This window comes from Citrobacter tructae (assembly GCF_004684345.1).
GTDB classification, from domain to species: domain Bacteria; phylum Pseudomonadota; class Gammaproteobacteria; order Enterobacterales; family Enterobacteriaceae; genus Citrobacter; species Citrobacter tructae.
In genome coordinates this window covers 1,848,829-1,868,930 of the sequence record NZ_CP038469.1, presented here as the reverse complement: position 1 = coordinate 1,868,930, position 20,102 = coordinate 1,848,829, and the positions used below count along the sequence as shown (strand labels likewise).

General features: G+C 51.5%; 18 protein-coding genes. 9 read left to right on the top strand and 9 right to left on the bottom strand.

Annotation, left to right across the window (positions count from 1 at the left end; genetic code table 11):
* The first annotated feature begins 122 nt into the window (after positions 1-122).
* The gene (gene aroG / locus E4Z61_RS09835) at positions 123-1,175 is read left to right on the top strand and encodes a 3-deoxy-7-phosphoheptulonate synthase AroG (protein WP_135322606.1); all 1,053 of its coding nucleotides are present in this window, start codon (positions 123-125) and stop codon (positions 1,173-1,175) included.
* Positions 1,176-1,242: 67 nt separating this feature from the next.
* On the opposite strand, the gene gpmA is transcribed toward aroG, so the two are convergent.
* The 7 genes from gpmA to modE all read right to left on the bottom strand — a co-directional run bounded on the left by gpmA (position 1,243) and on the right by modE (position 9,022).
* The gene (gene gpmA / locus E4Z61_RS09830) at positions 1,243-1,995 is read right to left on the bottom strand and encodes a 2,3-diphosphoglycerate-dependent phosphoglycerate mutase (RefSeq protein WP_135322605.1); all 753 of its coding nucleotides are present in this window, start codon (positions 1,993-1,995) and stop codon (positions 1,243-1,245) included.
* A gap of 222 nt (positions 1,996-2,217) precedes the next feature.
* A complete protein-coding gene (gene galM / locus E4Z61_RS09825; protein WP_135322604.1) occupies positions 2,218-3,258 on the bottom strand; it encodes a galactose-1-epimerase in 1,041 nt (346 codons plus the stop codon).
* Entirely contained in the window at positions 3,252-4,400 is a 1,149-nt protein-coding gene (gene galK, locus E4Z61_RS09820) for a galactokinase (protein ID WP_135322603.1), read from the bottom strand. Before galK ends, galM begins: the two co-directional genes overlap by 7 nt.
* A gap of 2 nt (positions 4,401-4,402) precedes the next feature.
* On the bottom strand, positions 4,403-5,449 hold the full coding sequence (gene galT, locus E4Z61_RS09815) for a galactose-1-phosphate uridylyltransferase (RefSeq protein WP_135322602.1): 1,047 nt from the start codon (positions 5,447-5,449) through the stop codon (positions 4,403-4,405).
* A 9-nt stretch (positions 5,450-5,458) separates the two neighbouring features.
* On the bottom strand, positions 5,459-6,475 hold the full coding sequence (gene galE / locus E4Z61_RS09810) for a UDP-glucose 4-epimerase GalE (protein ID WP_135322601.1): 1,017 nt from the start codon (positions 6,473-6,475) through the stop codon (positions 5,459-5,461).
* Between the two features lie 218 nt (positions 6,476-6,693).
* A complete protein-coding gene (modF, locus tag E4Z61_RS09805; protein WP_135322600.1) occupies positions 6,694-8,166 on the bottom strand; it encodes a molybdate ABC transporter ATP-binding protein ModF in 1,473 nt (490 codons plus the stop codon).
* A gap of 67 nt (positions 8,167-8,233) precedes the next feature.
* The gene (gene modE, locus E4Z61_RS09800; protein WP_135322599.1) at positions 8,234-9,022 is read right to left on the bottom strand and encodes a molybdenum-dependent transcriptional regulator; all 789 of its coding nucleotides are present in this window, start codon (positions 9,020-9,022) and stop codon (positions 8,234-8,236) included.
* Between the two features lie 129 nt (positions 9,023-9,151).
* Between modE and E4Z61_RS09795 the strand changes: the two genes are divergently transcribed.
* The 4 genes from E4Z61_RS09795 (at position 9,152) to modC (ending at position 12,003) form a co-directional block, all read left to right on the top strand.
* Positions 9,152-9,301, top strand: a complete 150-nt coding sequence (locus tag E4Z61_RS09795; protein ID WP_085047482.1) for an AcrZ family multidrug efflux pump-associated protein — start codon at positions 9,152-9,154, stop codon at positions 9,299-9,301.
* Positions 9,302-9,479: 178 nt separating this feature from the next.
* Positions 9,480-10,253 carry a molybdate ABC transporter substrate-binding protein gene (gene modA, locus E4Z61_RS09790; RefSeq protein ID WP_135322598.1) on the top strand — a complete coding sequence of 258 codons (774 nt, stop codon included), beginning with the start codon at positions 9,480-9,482 and terminating at the stop codon, positions 10,251-10,253.
* Entirely contained in the window at positions 10,253-10,942 is a 690-nt protein-coding gene (gene modB / locus E4Z61_RS09785; RefSeq protein ID WP_096757796.1) for a molybdate ABC transporter permease subunit, read from the top strand. The genes modA and modB overlap by 1 nt, the downstream gene beginning before the upstream one ends.
* A 2-nt stretch (positions 10,943-10,944) precedes the next feature.
* Positions 10,945-12,003 carry a molybdenum ABC transporter ATP-binding protein ModC gene (modC, locus tag E4Z61_RS09780; protein WP_135322597.1) on the top strand — a complete coding sequence of 353 codons (1,059 nt, stop codon included), beginning with the start codon at positions 10,945-10,947 and terminating at the stop codon, positions 12,001-12,003.
* Here the strand turns inward: modC and E4Z61_RS09775 are convergent, their stop codons facing one another.
* Positions 12,004-12,822 (bottom strand): pyridoxal phosphatase, encoded by an 819-nt coding sequence (locus E4Z61_RS09775; protein WP_135322596.1) that lies wholly within the window; start codon positions 12,820-12,822, stop codon positions 12,004-12,006. It lies immediately after the preceding gene.
* Between the two features lie 165 nt (positions 12,823-12,987).
* Here E4Z61_RS09775 and pgl point away from each other — a divergent pair, with 165 nt between their 5' ends.
* Positions 12,988-13,983, top strand: coding sequence for a 6-phosphogluconolactonase (pgl, locus tag E4Z61_RS09770; protein WP_135322595.1), 996 nt, complete (start codon positions 12,988-12,990; stop codon positions 13,981-13,983).
* 56 nt (positions 13,984-14,039) lie between these two features.
* Here pgl and E4Z61_RS09765 read toward each other — a convergent pair whose 3' ends face one another.
* Complete coding sequence (locus E4Z61_RS09765) at positions 14,040-14,993, bottom strand: LysR family transcriptional regulator (RefSeq protein ID WP_135322594.1); 954 nt, start codon at positions 14,991-14,993, stop codon at positions 14,040-14,042.
* Between the two features lie 181 nt (positions 14,994-15,174).
* Between E4Z61_RS09765 and E4Z61_RS09760 the strand changes: the two genes are divergently transcribed.
* The 3 genes from E4Z61_RS09760 (at position 15,175) to E4Z61_RS09750 (ending at position 20,077) form a co-directional block, all read left to right on the top strand.
* A complete protein-coding gene (locus tag E4Z61_RS09760; protein WP_135322593.1) occupies positions 15,175-16,236 on the top strand; it encodes a 4-oxalomesaconate tautomerase in 1,062 nt (353 codons plus the stop codon).
* 73 nt (positions 16,237-16,309) lie between these two features.
* Complete coding sequence (locus E4Z61_RS09755) at positions 16,310-17,743, top strand: anion permease (protein WP_135322592.1); 1,434 nt, start codon at positions 16,310-16,312, stop codon at positions 17,741-17,743.
* Between the two features lie 69 nt (positions 17,744-17,812).
* Positions 17,813-20,077 (top strand): hydratase, encoded by a 2,265-nt coding sequence (locus E4Z61_RS09750; protein WP_135322591.1) that lies wholly within the window; start codon positions 17,813-17,815, stop codon positions 20,075-20,077.
* Positions 20,078-20,102 lie beyond the last annotated feature (25 nt).

Genomic DNA, 20,102 nt, shown 5'->3' with positions numbered 1-20,102 from the left:
TTTTTGGCTGATTCCAGGATTAATCCGTCCAAAGTGTAAAACCCCGTTTACACTTCATAACTGAAGATATAGATTGGAGGGATTGCATTCATTTATATAAGTATGGCAACGCTGGAATAATCATGAATTATCAGAACGACGATTTACGCATTAAAGAGATCAACGAGTTATTACCGCCAGTCGCACTACTGGAAAAATTCCCTGCAACTGAAAATGCCGCAAACACGGTGGCGCACGCCCGTAAGGCTATCCATAAAATTCTGAAAGGTAGCGACGATCGCTTACTGGTGGTGATTGGGCCGTGCTCGATTCATGATCCGGCAGCCGCCAAAGAATATGCTGCTCGCCTGTTGGTGCTGCGTGAAGAGCTAAAAGACGAGCTTGAAATCGTCATGCGCGTTTATTTTGAAAAACCGCGTACTACCGTAGGCTGGAAGGGGCTCATTAACGATCCGCACATGGATAACAGCTTCCAGATCAACGATGGTCTGCGCATTGCGCGTAAGCTGCTGCTGGATATCAATGATAGCGGTTTGCCGGCTGCGGGTGAATTCCTCGATATGATCACCCCGCAATATCTTGCGGACCTGATGAGCTGGGGGGCGATCGGCGCACGCACGACGGAGTCTCAGGTTCACCGTGAACTGGCGTCCGGTCTGTCCTGCCCGGTTGGTTTTAAAAATGGTACTGATGGCACTATTAAAGTCGCTATTGATGCCATCAACGCCGCTGGTGCGCCGCACTGCTTCCTGTCCGTGACCAAATGGGGTCATTCTGCGATTGTGAATACCAGCGGTAATGGCGATTGCCATATCATTTTGCGCGGCGGCAAAGAGCCGAACTACAGTGCTCAGCACGTAGCCGACGTGAAAGAAGGACTGGTTAAAGCTGGCTTGTCTGCGCAAGTGATGATTGATTTTAGCCATGCCAATTCCAGCAAACAGTTCAAAAAGCAGATGGATGTTGCAAAAGACGTCTGCGGACAGATTGCCGGTGGAGAAAAAGCGATTATTGGTGTGATGATCGAAAGCCATCTGGTCGAAGGCAATCAGAACCCGGATAGCGGTGAGCCGCTGACCTACGGTAAGAGCATTACCGATGCCTGCATTGGCTGGGAAGATACTGACGCTGTACTGCGCCAGCTGGCGAATGCGGTCAAAGCGCGTCGCGGTTAAAGGCTAGCCTCTCTGAGAGACAAAAAAAGCGCGGATTATCCGCGCTTTTTTATGTGCAACGAAGAAATTACTTCGCTTTACCCTGGTTGGCAACGGCCGCAGCTTTTGCTGCGATCTCATCAGCATTACCTAAATAGTAACGTTTGATCGGCTTGAAGTTTTCGTCGAACTCATACACCAGCGGTACGCCGGTGGGGATGTTCAGTTCCAGAATTTCATCTTCGCCCATGTTATCCAGGTATTTCACCAGCGCACGTAGAGAGTTACCGTGAGCGGCGATAATCACCCGCTCACCGCTTTTCATGCGCGGCAGAATGGTTTCGTTCCAGTAAGGGATAACGCGATCGATGGTCAGCGCCAGGCTTTCGGTTACCGGCAGCTCTTTGTCGGTCAGTTGGGCATAACGCGGATCGTGACCCGGATAACGCTCGTCATCTTTGGTCAGCTCAGGTGGGGTGACCGCGAAGCCACGACGCCACTGCTTAACCTGCTCGTCACCGTATTTTTCAGCGGTTTCAGCTTTATTCAGACCCTGCAGAGCGCCGTAATGACGTTCATTCAGCTTCCAGGATTTCTCAACCGGCAGCCATGCCTGATCCAGTTCGTCCAGCACGTTCCATAGGGTGTGGATGGCACGTTTCAGCACAGAGGTATAAGCAAAATCGAAGCTGTAGCCTTCCTCTCGCAGCAGTTTACCTGCCGCTTTTGCTTCGCCGACGCCTTTCTCGGACAGGTCCACATCATACCAACCGGTAAAGCGGTTTTCGTTGTTCCACTGACTTTCACCGTGACGTACCAGAACCAGCTTAGTTACAGCCATACACTCACTCCTATAAATCATATTTAATGATAATAATTCTCATTATATTGCCGTAATGCGTCAGCGGCAATGGTTACGCATAACCATAGCGAAAATACCGGCACAGTGTAAGGTTCTTGTGAATTCAAGGTTGCGATTTTGTCTTTTGGTGGTGGGGTTTTGAGCAGTTTGGGTGAGAGCAATAAACAACGAGCCCAATATCGGGCTCGTCACGATTAGCTGTCAGGCTGGAATAAATCGGTATTCCGTCACGCTGGCGTACTCTTCGCCAGGACGCAGAAAGCAGTCTGGCTGCGGCCATTCCGGATGGTTCGGACTGTCCGGCAGGAACTCGCTTTCCAGCGCCAGACCTTGCCAGTCGGCGTAGGCTTGCGGGCCACGGGATGGCGTGCCGCCGAGGAAGTTCCCAGAATAAAACTGCAATGCTGGGGCAGAGGTGTAGACCTCCATCTTCAGTTTTTCGTCCTGCGACCACAGATTCGCGATCGGTTTGCGGGCATCGCTTGGTGTCTGTAGCAGGAAAGCGTGATCGTAACCTTTTACTTTTCGCTGATCGTCATCGGCCAAAAATTCGCTGTCGATAACTTTCGCTACGCGGAAATCAAACGAGGTACCATCCACCGGCTTCAGTCCGTTGTGTGGGATACCCATCTCATCAACCGGCAGATACTCATCGGCGAGGATCTGCAGCTTATGCTGACGGACATCGGTTGCATCACCGTCGAGGTTGAAATAAACGTGGTTGGTCAGATTCACCGGGCAGGGCTTATCCACCGTCGCGCGGTAGGTGATTGAAATACGATTATCGTCAGTCAGACGATACTGCGCTGTCGCACAAAGGTGGCCAGGGAAGCCCTGGTCGCCATCGTCTGAGGTCAACGCGAACAGTACCTGACGATCGTTCTGATTCACAATCTGCCAGCGACGTTTATCGAAACCATCCGGCCCACCGTGCAGCTGGTTTTCACCCTGGCTTGGCAGCAGTTCAACGGTTTCGCCGGCGAAGGTGTAACGGCTGTTAGCGATACGATTCGCGTAGCGGCCAATCGAAGCTCCAAGAAATGCTGCCTGTTCCGGGTATTGTTCCGGGCTGGCGCAGCCGAGCAACGCTTCGCGCACGCTACCATCGCTGAGCGGAATGCGGGCCGACAGCAGCGTCGCACCCCAGTCCATGAGCGAGACCACCATCCCTGCGTCATTACGCAGGGTCAGTAGGCGAAACGGCTGGCCATCGGGGGCCATAACGGGAATTTCGTTTAGCACTGTCCGGCTCCTTGTGAAGGTTTACAGACGTAGAAGGTTTCTTTGATACCGGTTTTCGCTTCGTACTGTGCGGCGACAGCCTGCTGTACAGCAGGAACCAACGTTTCTGGGATCAGCGCCACGATGCAACCGCCGAAGCCGCCGCCGGTCATGCGCACGCCGCCTTGGGCGCCAATGGTCGCTTTAACGATTTCTACCAAGGTATCAATTTGCGGCACGGTGATTTCGAAATCATCGCGCATGGAAGCGTGAGATTCCGCCATCAGCTGGCCCATGCGCAGCAGATCGCCTTTTGCCAGCGCTTGTGCGGCTTCTACGGTGCGGGCGTTTTCTGTGATCACGTGGCGTACGCGTTTGGCAACGATCGGATCCAGCTCATGTGCGACGGCGTTGAATGCGTCAAGGCTGACATCACGCAGCGCAGGCTGTTGGAAGAAACGCGCACCGGTTTCGCACTGTTCACGGCGCGTGTTGTACTCGCTGCCGACCAGCGTACGCTTGAAGTTACTGTTGATGATCACCACCGCGACGCCTTCAGGCATAGAAACTGCTTTGGTGCCTAGCGTACGGCAGTCAATCAGCAGCGCATGATCTTTCTTGCCCAGCGCAGAAATCAGCTGATCCATAATGCCGCAGTTGCAGCCAACGAACTGATTTTCAGCTTCCTGACCGTTCAGGGCAATCTGCGCGCCGTCGAGCGGCAGATGATAAAGCTGCTGGAATACGGTGCCCACGGCGACTTCCAGTGACGCAGAAGAGCTTAAGCCTGCGCCCTGCGGCACGTTACCGCTGATCACCAGATCTGCACCGCCAAAGGCGTTATTGCGCTTTTGCAGGTGTTTTACCACACCGCGCACATAGTTTGACCACTGCTGGCTATCGTGCGCGATAATCGGCGCATCGAGTGAGAACTCATCAATCTGATTGTCGTAATCAGCGGCGATCACGCGGACTTTACGATCGTCGCGCGGCGCACAGCTTATGACAGTTTGATAATCGATGGCGCAAGGCAGGACGAAGCCGTCGTTATAATCGGTATGTTCGCCAATCAGATTGACGCGCCCCGGAGCCTGGATCGTATGAGTGGCAGGGTAGCCAAAGGTTTCAGCAAACAGAGATTGTGTTTTTTCTTTCAGACTCATTTTTAAACTCCGGATTCGCGAAAATGGATGTCACTGACCGCACGCAGACGTTCAGCGGCTTGTTCTGCCGTCAGGTCGCGCTGGGTTTCCGCCAGCATTTCGTAACCGACCATAAATTTACGCACGGTCGCAGAACGCAGCAGCGGCGGATAGAAATGTGCGTGCAGCTGCCAGTGTTGATTCTCTTCGCCATTAAACGGCGCGCCGTGCCAGCCCATAGAGTAGGGAAATGAGCACTGGAACAGGTTGTCGTAACGGCTGGTCAGCTTTTTCAGCGCCAGCGCCAGGTCGGCACGTTGCTCGTCGGTCAAATCTGTAATACGCAGCACATGCGCTTTCGGCAGCAGCAGTGTTTCGAACGGCCACGCTGCCCAGTAAGGCACAACCGCCAGCCAGTGCTCGGTTTCCACCACCGTGCGGCTGCCGTCTGCCAGCTCACGCTGGACATAATCGACCAGCATCGGTTTGCCCTGGTCGGCGTAATAAGCTTTTTGCAGGCGGTCTTCACGTTCAGCTTCGTTGGGCAGGAAGCTGTTGGCCCAAATCTGTCCGTGCGGATGCGGGTTTGAACAACCCATCGCCGCGCCTTTATTTTCAAAGACCTGTACCCAGGGATAGATCTTCCCTAAGTCTTCGGTCTGTTCCTGCCACGTTTTCACAATCTCCGTCAGCGCAGGCACGCTGAGTTCTGGCAGCGTTTTGCTGTGATCGGGCGAGAAGCAAATGACGCGACTGGTACCGCGCGCGCTCTGACAGCGCATCAACGGATCGTGACTGTCCGGCGCGTCCGGTGTGTCGGACATCAGCGCCGCAAAATCATTGGTAAAGACGTAGGTACCGGCGTAATCCGGGTTTTTATCGCCGGTTACGCGGGTATTGCCTGCACACAAGAAGCAGTCCGGGTCATGTGCGGGAAGCACCTGTTTAGACGGGGTTTCCTGCGCTCCTTGCCAGGGGCGTTTTGCGCGATGTGGTGACACAAGGATCCACTGCCCGGTAAGTGGGTTAAAGCGGCGGTGTGGATGATCGACAGGATTGAATTGCGTCATGATTAGTCCTTAATCCGAATATCCCTGCGGATGGCGTGACTGCCAGTGCCAAGTGTCTTGCGCCATTTCGTCCAGTGTACGGGTTACGCGCCAGTTCAGTTCGCGATCGGCTTTGCTGGCATCTGCCCAGTAGGCCGGGAGATCGCCTTCTCGGCGCGGGGCAAAATGGTAGTTAATAGGTTTACCGCAGGCTTTGCTGAAGGCGTTGACCACGTCCAGTACGCTGCTGCCGACACCCGCACCGAGGTTATAAATATGCACACCCTGAATACCTGCCAGTTTTTCCATGGCGACAACGTGCCCGTCGGCGAGATCCATCACGTGGATGTAATCGCGAACGCCGGTGCCATCTTCGGTAGGGTAGTCGTTGCCAAATACGGCAAGTGACTCGCGGCGGCCAACGGCAACCTGAGCAATATAAGGCATCAGATTGTTGGGAATGCCTTGCGGATCTTCACCCATATCACCTGACGGATGTGCGCCAACCGGGTTGAAGTAGCGCAGCAGGGCGATGCTCCACTCTGGCTGGGCTTTTTGCAGATCGGTCAGGATCTGCTCGACCATCAGTTTGCTTTTGCCGTATGGGCTTTGTGGTGTTCCGGTAGGGAAGCTTTCAACGTAAGGAATTTGCGGCTGATCGCCATAAACGGTCGCGGAGGAGCTAAAAATGAAGTTTTTAACATTGGCGGCGCGCATCGCGTTTACCAGACGTAGAGTACCGTTGACGTTGTTGTCGTAGTATTCCAGCGGCTTGGCAACCGATTCACCCACGGCCTTCAGACCGGCAAAGTGAATGACCGTATCAATGGCGTGATCGTGGAGAATTTCGGTGATCAGCGCTTCGTTGCGGATATCCCCTTCAACGAAGGTCGGATGTTTTGTACCTAAACGCTCGATAACGGGAAGTACGCTGCGCTTACTGTTGCAGAGGTTATCAAGGATCACCACGTCGTGACCGTTTTTCAGCAATTGCACACACGTGTGGCTTCCTATGTAACCGCTACCACCTGTAACCAATACTCTCATAATTCGCTCCGTTAAGCCTATGGTATGGAATAACCATATCATAACAAAGATGCGAAAAGTGTGACATGGAATAAATTAGTGGAATCGTTTACACTTCGGTGTTTTAATCACGCAGAGTTAATTATTCGATTATAAATCATCAGTTTGTGTAATGGATGCCACTTTTATCTGAAAAAAATACAGAAAAATGGGCGCGTTTACACGCCCTGGAATGAAAATTAGCGCAGGGATGTCTGTCGATAGGCGTAAATATCGCCGTCAGGCACAAACTCCAGCCGATGAGTTATACAGGTTGGTGCATCTTCGGCGTGGTGAGAAACGAAAAGTAATTGAGTGTCACCTTCGCCAATTAGCACATCAACAAAGCGGCGGATCAGCTGGCGATTGAGCGGATCCAACCCTTGCAAGGGTTCGTCGAGGATCAATAAAGTAGGGTGCTTAACCAGCGCGCGAACAATCAGTGCCAGCCGCTGCTGGCCCCAGGAAAGACTGTGGAACGGCGCGTCGGCGGTGCGTTTATCGATGCCCAGAATGTCCAGCCACTGCTGTACCAGCTTGCGTTGTCGGTCAGAAACTGCCTGATAGATACCGATTGAATCAAAGTAGCCAGAGAGGATCACGTTGCGTACTGTGGTACTCACGCGGTAATCCAGATGCAGGTTGCTGCTGACATAGCCAATGTGTTTCTTAATATCCCAGATTGTTTCACCGCTGCCGCGACGGCGACCAAACAGCGTCAGTTCGTTACTGTAGCCCTGTGGATGATCGCCGGTGATTAAACTGAGTAGGGTGGATTTCCCCGCGCCATTTGGACCGACAATTTGCCAGTGTTCGCCAGGGCTAACTTGCCAGCTCAGGCGATGCAGAATGGGGCGATCGTTATACGAGACGACACCATCGTTGAGCACAATACGCGGCTCGTTATCAGACAATGTGCGGCGTACCGATGGTTCATCGGGTTCGGGTAACTGAATGCCCGCAAGCTGCTCGCTATGCGCGAGTTGCGCTATCAACGCCTGGTGCAGTAAACCCGCTTTTTCACCGGTTTCAGTCAAGGTGCAATCCGCGAGTACACCGGCAAACTGCACAAATTCAGGAATTTCATCAAAGCGGTTGAGAACCAGCACCAGCGTAAAACCCGACCGATTCAACGTGGCGAGCAAATCCGCTAACTGACGACGTGATACAACGTCCAGTCCATCAAACGGCTCATCAAGGATCAGCAATTCCGGTTCAGACATCAGCGCCTGACAGAGCAAGGTTTTACGCGTTTCACCGGTAGAAAGATATTTGAAACGTCTGTCGAGTAGATGAGCAATGCCAAACTGCTGCGCCAGTGCGGCACAACGGATGGGATCGTTGACCTCATCCTTAATAATTTCTGCTGTAGTGCGTCCGGTGTCATCTTCACCGGGACTGAGGAGATCGGTGTTGTTACGCTGCCATTCGTCGCTGACCAGCTGTTGCAGCTGCTCAAAGGAGAGTCGGGTGATACGCGTGAACTGACAGTGGCGCTCGCCTTTTAACTGCGTCAATTCACCCGCCAGTGCACGCGCTAACGCGGATTTCCCACTGCCGTTAGAACCGACAAACGCCCAGCTATCCCCCGCGTTCAACGTTAACGTATTCAACTGAAGCGTTTTTGTATCGCTCAGACGAAACGTGCCTTGCGAAATTTGCAACGATGACATTTTGTATCCCATTTTTTGCAGCGATGAATAACAGGGATACGTGTTCTGCGAGCCGATGTCAATCGACTCAACATAACGTGGCGATAATCACTCTATCGGCGTTGAAATAAGCGGTGACGTTAGCGCCTTCTTGTAACGTCGCAGCGTCGTCAGACGGAACCGTGGCGCACAGCGTTTGGCCATCCGGCAGCGCCATTAACACTTCACTCTGTTCAACGCCACGCTCAATATGGCTGACGGTACCTTGCAGTTGGTTATCGGCCGCCTGGGCGATAGCGTCGTCCTGGGTGATCCCCACCCACGGTGCTTTCAACAGGACAAGCACTTCTTTACCTTCATCCAGTCCCAGACGTTCGCCGCTTTGTGCCGTCAGCGCGACTTTCAGTCGTGTTTCACCATCGGCCAGCAGGACATCGACATGCTGCTGAACCTGGGAGTGGTCGCGTGCGGTAATGGTGCCAAACCATTGGTTACGGGCGCTGGTTTGCAGTGAAAAACGGGAGATGGCCGCCAGCAAACTATTCAGCGGCAGTGCGTCATCGTCGCTCAGGACATCGAACGCTTTCTGTTGAATTTGTGCGAGTAAATCATAAAGTTGGATCAGGCGTTGGCCGTAGCGGGTTAATACCGCACCGCCGCCACCTTTACCGCCGGTGGCTCGTTCTACCAGCGTCTGCTCACTGAGCTGGTTCATCTCGTTAATGGCGTCCCAGGCGCTTTTATAACTGATACCCGCATCCTTCGCGCCCTGACTGATAGAGCCGGAAAGCGCAATGTGCTTAAGTAGCGAAATGCGGCGGGGATCGGCAAATAGCTTTTGCTGAAGTTTCAGGGTAAGAAGGATTTCGGCCTGCATATCAAGCTCCTGGCAAAAAGGATATTGTGACGGAAAACCGCGCGCACGCATAGCTGACCGCACAAAAGGGGAGTGCATTTCTGTGTTATGCAGTTAAAATACAGCTAAGGACTATATCTGGAGTTGATCATGTTAGAGTTATTGAAAAGTCTGGTATTCGCCGTAATCATGGTTCCTGTGGTAATGGCCATCATTCTGGGGCTGATTTACGGACTGGGTGAAGTGTTCAACATTTTCTCCGGTATCGGTCAGAAAGATCAGTCCAAACAGAATCATTGATTTCCCAAACGGATTCCCCAAACGCCCGCTCTGTCGGGCGTTTTTGTTTTCTCAAGATCCTGCTTTTCCTGCCGATAATTTCTTTATGTAACCTCTGATGGGTATCAATAACCACTGGGAAAATCTTGAATTAATCGTTATATTGCTGCGTACATAACGAAACTCAAAGGAGTTACAGATGGCACGTACATGGTTACGCTTGTTTGCAGGGGCAACACTCTCTCTTTCTGTTGCCGGACATGCATTGGCGGATGAAGGCAAAATCACAGTCTTTGCCGCGGCTTCGCTGACTAACGCGATGCAGGACATTGCTGCACAGTATAAAAAAGAGAAGAACGTGGATGTTGTCTCCTCTTTTGCTTCTTCTTCTACGCTGGCGCGCCAGATTGAAGCGGGCGCACCCGCCGATCTGTTTATTTCTGCCGATCAGAAATGGATGGATTATGCGGTAGACAAAAAATCTATCGATACCGCATCGCGTAAAACACTGCTCGGTAACAGCTTGGTAGTTGTGGCACCGAAAGCGAGCGAGCAGAAAGAGTTTGCCATCGACAGTAAAACCAACTGGACCAGTCTGTTGAACGGCGGGCGTCTGGCTGTCGGCGACCCGGAACATGTTCCGGCGGGCATTTATGCCAAAGAAGCGCTGCAAAAATTGGGTGCATGGGATACCCTGGCGCCGAAACTGGCTCCTGCTGAAGACGTACGCGGTGCTCTGGCGTTGGTAGAACGCAATGAGGCGCCGCTGGGGATCGTCTATGGTTCCGATGCTGTAGCCAGCAAAGGTGTTAAAGTTGTCGCGACTTTCCCGGAAGATTCACACAAAAAAGTGGAATACCCTATCGCGATTGTTGATGGGCACAAAAACGCAACGGTCAGCGCGTTCTATGATTACCTGAAAGGACCGCAGGCTGCTGAAATCTTTAAACGTTATGGATTTACGACCAAGTAATGATACTCAGCGATCCTGAATGGCAGGCCGTTATACTGAGCCTGAAAGTTTCTTCCCTGGCCGTGCTGTTTAGCCTGCCGTTTGGGATCTTCTTTGCCTGGCTGCTTGTGCGTTGCAAGTTTCCGGGTAAAGCACTGCTCGACAGCGTGCTGCATTTACCGCTGGTTCTGCCACCGGTAGTGGTCGGCTATTTGTTGTTAGTTGCCATGGGGCGGCGCGGATTTATCGGCGAGCGTTTGTACGACTGGTTTGGTATTACGTTTGCTTTTAGCTGGCGCGGCGCGGTTCTGGCTGCGGCGGTGATGTCCTTCCCGCTCATGGTGCGGGCCATCCGTCTGGCGCTCGAAGGGGTGGACGTCAAGCTGGAGCAGGCTGCCCGCACGCTGGGGGCCGGCCGTTGGCGCGTATTCCTGACTATTACTTTACCGCTGATGCTGCCGGGAATTATCGTCGGCACGGTACTGGCGTTCGCCCGCTCGCTTGGCGAGTTCGGCGCGACGATTACCTTCGTTTCCAATATTCCTGGCGAAACTCGCACCATTCCTTCAGCGATGTACACCCTGATCCAGACCCCGGGCGGCGAAAGCGCGGCGGCAAGGCTATGCATTATTTCTATAGTGCTGGCGTTAATTTCTCTGCTGATTTCTGAGTGGCTGGCGCGCATCAGTCGCGAACGGACGGGGCGATAATCATGCTGGAGCTTAATTTCACCCAGACGTTAGGCACGCACTGTCTGACGCTCAACGAAACGCTACCCTCCAATGGGATCACCGCGATTTTTGGCGTATCCGGTGCGGGTAAAACCTCGCTGATTAACGCCATCAGCGGCCTGACCCGGCCGCAGTCAGGACGCATTGTGCTCAACGGTCGGGTGCTGAACGACGTAGAAAACGGCATCTGCTTAACCCCAGAAAAACGCCGGGTGGGCTACGTTTTTCAGGATGCTCGTCTGTTCCCGCATTACAAAGTGCGTGGCAATCTGCGCTATGGCATGGCGAAAAGCATGGCTGGGCAGTTTGATAAGCTGGTGGCGCTGTTGGGCATTGAACCGCTGCTCGACCGCCTGCCCGGTAGCCTTTCCGGTGGCGAAAAACAGCGCGTGGCGATTGGGCGGGCGCTGCTTACCGCGCCGGAGCTGTTGCTACTCGATGAGCCGTTGGCGTCGCTGGATATTCCGCGCAAGCGTGAACTGTTGCCGTATCTGCAACGCCTGGCGCGCGAAATCAACATTCCGATGCTCTACGTCAGCCACTCGCTGGATGAGATTTTGCATCTGGCCGACAAAGTGATGGTGCTGGAAAACGGGCAGGTAAAAGCGTTTGGTTCGCTGGAGGATGTCTGGGGCAGCAGCGTGATGCATCCCTGGCTGCCGAAGGAACAGCAAAGCAGCATTCTGAAAGTCAGCGTGCTGGAACATCATCCGCACTATGCAATGACCGCACTGGCGCTCGGCGATCAGCATTTGTGGGTCAATAAACTGGAACAACCGCTGCAAACCGCGCTGCGTATTCGTATTCAGGCATCTGATGTTTCGTTGGTATTGCAACCGCCGCAGCAGACCAGTATTCGCAACGTGTTGCGGGCAAAGGTTGCGCAGTGCTATGACGACAATGGACAGGTGGAAGTGCAGCTTGAAGTCGGCGGGAAAACGCTGTGGGCGAGGATCAGCCCGTGGGCCAGGGATGAACTGGGCATCAAACCTGGCCTGTGGCTGTACGCACAAATTAAGAGCGTGTCGATTACTGCCTGATTACAGCAGGTGAGAGTAGATAAATTTCGCGATGCTGTCAGTGGTGTTGTCACCAATCACGATATTGGCGCGGGCTTTGACCGCGTCGTCCGCGTTTCCCATCGCCACGCCAGTGCCTGCGGCTTCCAGCATGCTGATATCATTAAAGTTGTCGCCAAAGGCGATGACATTCTCCATTGACCCGCCTTGCGCTTCAATCCACTGGGTCAGGCGACGCCCTTTGCTGTTGCCTTTGCGGGCCACGTCGACCTGATCGTGCCAGGACCACTCGCACTCCAGCCCCAGTTGCTGCTCAACATGCTTACCAAACTGCTGCAGTTTCGGGATGTCTTCGTCGGTTAGGGCAAATTTCCACACGGCGTCAACATCATGTGCAGCTTGTGCCAGCGACGGTACCTGAGTAAAGGTCGGGCGCTGTTCCGGCGGCAGGGTTTGCGCCCAGTTAGCAGTGCGCACCACATGCCCGGTCGGGCGCTCATACAGCATCGCGTCATCCACATACATAAGACCGTGGATCTGATGTGCCTCCAGCATGTCGATCAGCTGCAACGCCTGGTCAACCGGAAGGGGATCGGATTCCAGTACCTTTTTTGCCTGATAATCATACAAGTAGGTGCCATTGCAGCAAATTGCAGGTGTATCCAGCGCCAGTGCCTGATAAAAAGGATGAATAGCAACGTGATGACGACCCGTGACAATGATAAGTTGGTAGCCGGCTTCTCTGGCGCGAGAGAGCGCTTCGAGAGAGGAGGGCAGCAAGGTTTTTTTCGGGGTCAACAACGTACCGTCTAAATCCAGGGCAATCACGCGAGTGGTCATCAGTTATTCCAGATTAAGGTTGAGAATTGTGTCTTTTGGCATGGTACACCGAGTCGGCAGTCGGACAAAATTCTGAGCCTTAATTCAGCATTCACCGTTAAAAGCGTCTACCTTAGGCATCTGTCAGGCAATTACAGTCACTTGCCAAAAAGCAAAGGAGTATTCATGAAGCAAACCGTTTATACCGCCAGCCCTGAGAGTCAGCAGATCCACGTCTGGAGCCTGAATCACGACGGTTCACTGACGCTGACGCAGGTGGTTGATGTACCGGGTCAGGTGCAGCCGATGGTCGTCAGCCCGGATAAGCGCTATCTCTATGTTGGCGTGCGCCCGGAGTTTCGCGTGCTGGCCTACCGCATTGCGCCGGATGACGGTGCGCTGACCTTTGCGGCGGAGTCTGCGCTACCGGGGAGCCCGACGCATATTTCGACCGATCATCAGGGTCGTTTTGTATTTGTCGGGTCGTACAACGCAGGTAGCGTGAGCGTTACGCGTCTGGAGGATGGCCTGCCGGTTGAGTTGGTGGACGTGGTGGAAGGTCTGGACGGATGCCACTCGGCTAATATCTCCCCGGATAACCGTACTTTGTGGGTTCCGGCGTTGAAACAGGATCGTATCTGCCTGTTTGACGTCAGCGACGATGGCCATCTGGTCGCGCAGGATCCAGCGGAGGTGACTACCGTTGAAGGCGCGGGGCCGCGTCATATGGCATTCCATCCGAATAAGCAATATGCCTACTGCGTGAATGAGCTGAACAGTTCTGTCGATGTCTGGGAACTGAAAGATCCATACGGCAAAATTGAGTGCGTACAGACGCTGGATATGATGCCTGCTGATTTCTCCGACACCCGCTGGGCGGCGGATATCCACATCACGCCTGATGGTCGTCACCTGTATGCTTGTGACCGAACCGCCAGCCTGATTACGGTGTTCAGCGTGTCTGAAGACGGCAGCGTGCTGACGAAAGAGGGCTTCCAGCCTACCGAAACTCAACCGCGTGGCTTTAATATCGATCATAGCGGTAAGTACCTGATTACCGCCGGGCAAAAATCGCACCATATTGCGGTGTATGAGATTGCGGGCGAGCAGGGACTGTTAACGGAGAAAGGTCGTTACGCGGTAGGACAAGGCCCGATGTGGGTAGTGGTTAACGCGTACTAAAGATCGGTACTCATCAGGTCTACGATGGCGGCGTAACTCGTAGACCTGATAAGACATTAGCTGGCATCGGGCAATACGCATTTCTGGTGTTCAGAAATAGGTCTCCACAGATTGTCCGTATCGTCGGCCCATAAATTCAACAACAGAGCGAAAAAACGCTCAGCGGGTGGTGAGAGAACAGCATCCTTGCGCCGAATAATTCCCAATGTACGTCTGATAACTGGCTCAACCAGCGGAATCCCTGTGATTGTGGGGTGCGATGTTTGTGGCATCGCCAGGCCTGGTAGTGCCGAAACGCCCAGACCTGCCTCAACCAGACCCAGTGAGGTCGAGAGATGGCGTACTTCATAGAACCAGTCCAGTTTCCACGGTTTATCCGCCAGATTTTGTTCGATGAGCAGGCGATTGCCGCTTGATGAGCGAACACCGATCAATTTGTAATTCACCAATTCCTGCCACTCAACCAGTTGCTTATTGGCGAGCGGGTGATCGCGCCGACATGCCAGAACAAACGGTTCATTGACCAGTGGTGTGAAGTCGATAGCCGAATTTGTGATGCCGCTCATATTTATGCCTAAATCAGCCTCGTTGCAAAGTACGGACTCCATACAATTACTCGTCCCTTGCTCAAGAATTTTTACTTTAATGTTGGGATATAGATCATTAAATTTTCCGATCGCCAGCGGTAAAAAATAAAAAACGGCTGTTGGAATGCAGGACAGCGTCACTATTCCATGATGATAAGCATTCATTCCACGAACATTAAATAGAGTTTCATCAAGTTTTCTAATTAACTCTATGGCTTCAGGTAATAACACTCTCCCCGCTTTTGTTAATGTAACTTTACGGGTTGTTCTTTCAAAGAGTTGAGTATGTAAATACTCTTCAATTTTTTTAATTCTGCGTGTTAAAGCAGGTTGTGTGATGTTAAGTAATTTGGCGGCATTGTTAAAAGAACTGGACTCGGCCAACGTAACAAATGCCTTCATGCTCGATAATTCATGTTTCATTCTGACTCCGGGCTCAATTGGGGAAGATCCTGTCTTGGATAAAAGTGTCCAGTGTATCTGCAATTCTTAATTTTTAATTAATAAAAAAAAGTCACTAATCGCGGCAACAAAGTCATTAGCCACAGTATTTTTCACATGTAACCATGTCCTTAGTATGAATAATATATTTGAGGGCGTTGTCATGAAAAAAATACCTTGCGTTATGATGCGTGGAGGGACCTCCAGAGGCGCATTTTTATTAGCAGAAGATTTACCCGAAGAGAACGTGCTGCGTGATGATGTATTGATTAGAATTATGGGTTCCGGCAATGCGCTGGAAATCGATGGCATTGGAGGGGGGAACCCGCTAACCAGTAAAGTGGCGATTATTTGTCGTTCAAATGATTCTCGAGCCGATGTCGATTATTTATTTGCTCAGGTTTTGGTTCATGAACAGCGTGTTGATACCACGCCAAACTGTGGCAATATGCTTTCCGCCGTTGGAGCATTCGCTATTGAACAAGGGCTGATTGCCGCTACAACGCCAACGACGCGCGTACGCATCCGTAATGTGAACACCAATACCTATATTGAAGCCGATGTACAGACGCCACAAGGTATTGTTGAGTATGACGGTGCGGTAAAGATAGACGGCGTACCGGGAACATCCGCTCCTGTTGCATTAACGTTCCTGAATGCTGCGGGATCAAAAACAGGACGTATTTTCCCAACGGGAAATCATCGTGATTGTTTTGATTCTGTTCCAGTGACCTGCATGGATATGGCGACACCGGTGGTGATTATTCCTGCTGAATATCTGGGAAAAACCGGTTATGAATTACCTGAAGACCTGGATGCTGATACAAAATTATTAGCACGTATAGAATCTATTCGGCTCCAGGCGGGACTCGCCATGGGGTTGGGGGATGTCACCAATATGGTCATTCCTAAACCTATTCTAATTTCATCTCCTCAATATAGCGGTGCAGTTAATGTGCGCTATTTTATGCCTCATTCTTGTCATAAAGCACTGGCGATCACCGGAGCCATTGCTATTGCCAGCAGTTGTGTGATTGCAGGGACGGTGACTCAGCAAGTGGTATCGTCAGAAGAGTATGGAAATATCAAAATTGAACACCCCGGTGGTTCTCTCGATGTTCATTTGAGCAATGAGGGCGATGATATTTCTGCTATTCGTGCTTCTGTTATTCGTACCGCCCGGAAAATATTTTCTGGTGAGGTTTATCTTCCCGCACAACATTAATTAAACGGTTGTGCATCGCGAATGCTGGATTTATTTCGCGATATTGCCTGTACTCATAAATCAGGAATACCACATGAATGTGAAATCATTATGGAAGCTAATCGTTATCTTGGCGATCCCCTGTATTATTGGCATTATTCCCGCGCCAGCAGGATTAACTGAGCTGGCTTGGGTTCTTTTTGGTATTTATCTTACCGCCATTGTCGGGTTGGTCATCAAACCGTTTCCTGAACCGGTGGTGCTGTTGCTTGCTGTAGCGGCATCAATGGTGGTGGTGGGCAATTTAGGTCATGGCGTACTTAAAACCAGCAGCGTACTCAGCGGCTATGCTTCAGGGACGACGTGGCTGGTTTTCTCTGCATTTACGCTAAGCGCCGCGTTTGTGACCACGGGGCTGGGTAAGCGTATTGCTTATATTCTGATCGGTAAAATCGGTAATACCACGCTGGGACTGGGCTACGTCACGGTTTTTCTGGACTTGGTTTTGGCTCCTGCAACGCCTTCTAACACCGCGCGAGCGGGAGGCATTGTGCTGCCAATCATCAATAGCGTGGCGGTGGCATTGGGTTCTGAGCCAGACAGAAGCCCACGCCGTGTTGGCCACTACCTGATGATGACGGTTTATATGGTCACCAAAACCACCAGCTATATGTTTTTTACCGCCATGGCAGGGAACATTCTGGCATTGAAAATGATTAACGATATCTGCCACCTGCAGTTAAGTTGGGGCGGATGGGCGCTGGCGGCGAGTTTACCTGGCATTGTGGTGTTGCTCCTGACCCCGTTAGTTATCTATTTTATGTACCCGCCTGAAATTACGAAGGTTGATAACAAAACCATTTCTAAAGCCGGACTTCAGGATCTGGGGCCGATGAAGGGGCGCGAGAAAATGCTGCTGGGTATTTTTGTTCTCGCGCTATTAGGATGGATTTTCAGTAAAAGCCTCGGCGTTGATGAATCAACGGTGGCAATTGTGGTGATGGGGGCGATGCTCCTGCTGGGCGTAGTAACCTGGGATGATGTGGTAAAAAATAAAGGTGGCTGGAATACCTTAATTTGGTATGGCGGTATTATCGGTTTGAGTTCTTTATTATCGAAAGTGAAGTTTTTTGATTGGTTAGCCGAACTTTTCAAAAATAACCTCTCTTTTGACAACCATGGCAACGTGGCTTTCTTTGCTATTCTATTCCTGAGTATTATTGTCCGCTATTTCTTTGCTTCCGGTAGCGCTTATATTGTGGCGATGATGCCAGTCTTTGCCATGTTAGCGAATGTCTCCGGTGCACCACTGATGTTAACCGCTCTGGCATTACTCTTCTCCAACTCGTATGGCGGAATGGTGACGCATTATGGTGGTGCGGCGGGTCCGGTTATTTTTGGTGTGGGTTATAACGACATTAAATCATGGTGGCTGGTTGGCGGAATGCTCACATTCTTAACATTTATCGTGCATATCACGCTGGGTGTCTGGTGGTGGAGTATGTTGATTGACTGGAATATGTTGTAAACCATAAGCCAATTTTATAATTATTAATTGACTGTGCAGTTATGTAAGCACAGGACTACGGAGTACCAAATGATTAAGTTGTATGAAAAAGGAGTTTATCTCTCCGGTAATAATGAAATTATAGCTGAGGAGTCTTTACCTGCACATATTTGCAAAGAGGAAGCGAAAAAAGGAACCATCGCTTGGTCGATTCTCTCCGCTCACAATACGTCGGGAGATATGAATAAGCTTAAAATTAAGTTTGATTCATTAGCTTCACACGATATTACCTTTGTCGGCATTATTCAGACAGCTAAAGCCTCAGGTATGGAGCGTTTCCCATTACCTTATGTTTTAACGAACTGCCATAACTCATTATGTGCGGTAGGCGGAACCATTAACAGCGATGATCATATGTTTGGCCTGTCTGCTGCTCAGCGTTATGGCGGTATCTTTGTGCCGCCACATATTGCTGTCATCCATCAATATATGCGTGAAATGATGGCGGGTGGCGGCAAAATGATCCTCGGTTCAGACAGCCATACTCGCTATGGCGCACTGGGAACTATGGCAGTAGGTGAAGGCGGTGGTGAACTGGTCAAGCAGTTGTTAAACGATACCTGGGATATCGATTACCCTGGCGTTGTGGCGGTATATATGACCGGTAAACCGGCACCCGGCGTGGGGCCACAGGATGTCGCGTTAGCCATTATTGGCGCAGTTTTTAAAAATGGTTATGTCAAAAATAAAGTGATGGAGTTTGTCGGTCCTGGTATTGAGCATCTCTCCATTGATTTTCGCAACAGTGTTGATGTAATGACGACGGAAACCACCTGCCTGAGCTCCATCTGGCATACGGATGATGAAACTCGCCGTTGGTTGGCAATACACGGTCGTGAACAAGACTATCTCCCGCTAAACCCGCAGCCGGTAGCCTGGTACGATGGTTGTATATATGTTGATCTGAGCACGATCAAACCAATGATCGCACTGCCTTTCCATCCCAGCAATGTCTATGAAATTGATACTCTCAATGAGAATCTCACGGATATTCTCCGGGAAGTCGAAATTGAATCTGCGCGTATCGCCCAAGGGAAAGCCAGTCTCTCGTTGTTGGATAAAGTGGAGAATGGCCGTTTAAAAGTACAGCAGGGGATCATTGCCGGTTGCTCGGGTGGTAACTATGAGAACGTGATTGCCGCCGCCAATGCGCTACGTGGTCAATCCTGTGGTAACGACACATTTTCACTGGCCGTCTATCCCTCATCACAGCCGGTGTTTATGGACTTAGCGAAGAAAGGCGTAGTGGCAGATCTGATTGGCGCTGGTGCCATTATCAGAACCGCGTTCTGCGGTCCTTGCTTCGGCGCGGGCGATACACCGATCAATAACGGACTTAGCATCCGTCATACCACGCGTAATTTCCCTAACCGTGAAGGTTCGAAGCCGGGTAACGGGCAAATGTCAGCCGTGGCGCTGATGGATGCGCGTTCAATAGCTGCGACGGCGGCAAATGGCGGATTCCTGACCCCGGCGAGCGATCTGGATTGTTGGGATGAGATGCCTGCCTATACGTTTGACCCTGCACCATATAAAAGTCGCGTGTACCAGGGCTTTGTGAAAGGCGCCACACAGCAGTCGTTAATTTATGGTCCCAATATTAAAGACTGGCCGGAGCTTGGCGCACTGACGGACAATATTCTGTTGAAAGTGGCGTCAAAAATTCTCGATGAGGTGACAACGACTGACGAGTTGATCCCATCCGGGGAAACCTCTTCCTATCGCTCAAATCCTTTAGGATTGGCAGAGTTTACGCTTTCACGCCGGGATCCCGGGTATGTGGGAAGAAGTAAAGCCACGGCTGAACTGGAAAAACAGCGACGGGTTGGCGAGGTAAACAACGCACTGGCACCGATCTTCGACCGTATTCGCCTGATGGCCGGTCAGGAAAATGTTGATCCGTTGGACACGGGGATTGGCAGCATGATTTATGCCGTCAAACCTGGCGATGGTTCAGCGCGTGAGCAGGCGGCAAGCTGTCAGCGTGTGATTGGTGGGTTGGCAAATATCGCCGAGGAATATGCCACCAAGCGCTACCGTTCCAATGTCATTAACTGGGGGATGTTACCGCTGCAAATGGCCGGTAAGCCGTCTTTCGAGGTGGGGGATTATCTCTATATTCCCGGTATTCGCCGCGCGCTGGATGCATGCAGTCGCGAGATAACCGCGTACGTCCTTCATGATAATGGCAGCGCCAGTGAGATTAGCCTGTATATGGAAAGTCTGACCGCAGAAGAGCGTGAAATTATTAAAGCAGGAAGTTTGATTAATTTTAATAAAGCGCGTTTGGTGTAAGGCAAAAAAAAGGTCGCTACGCCTG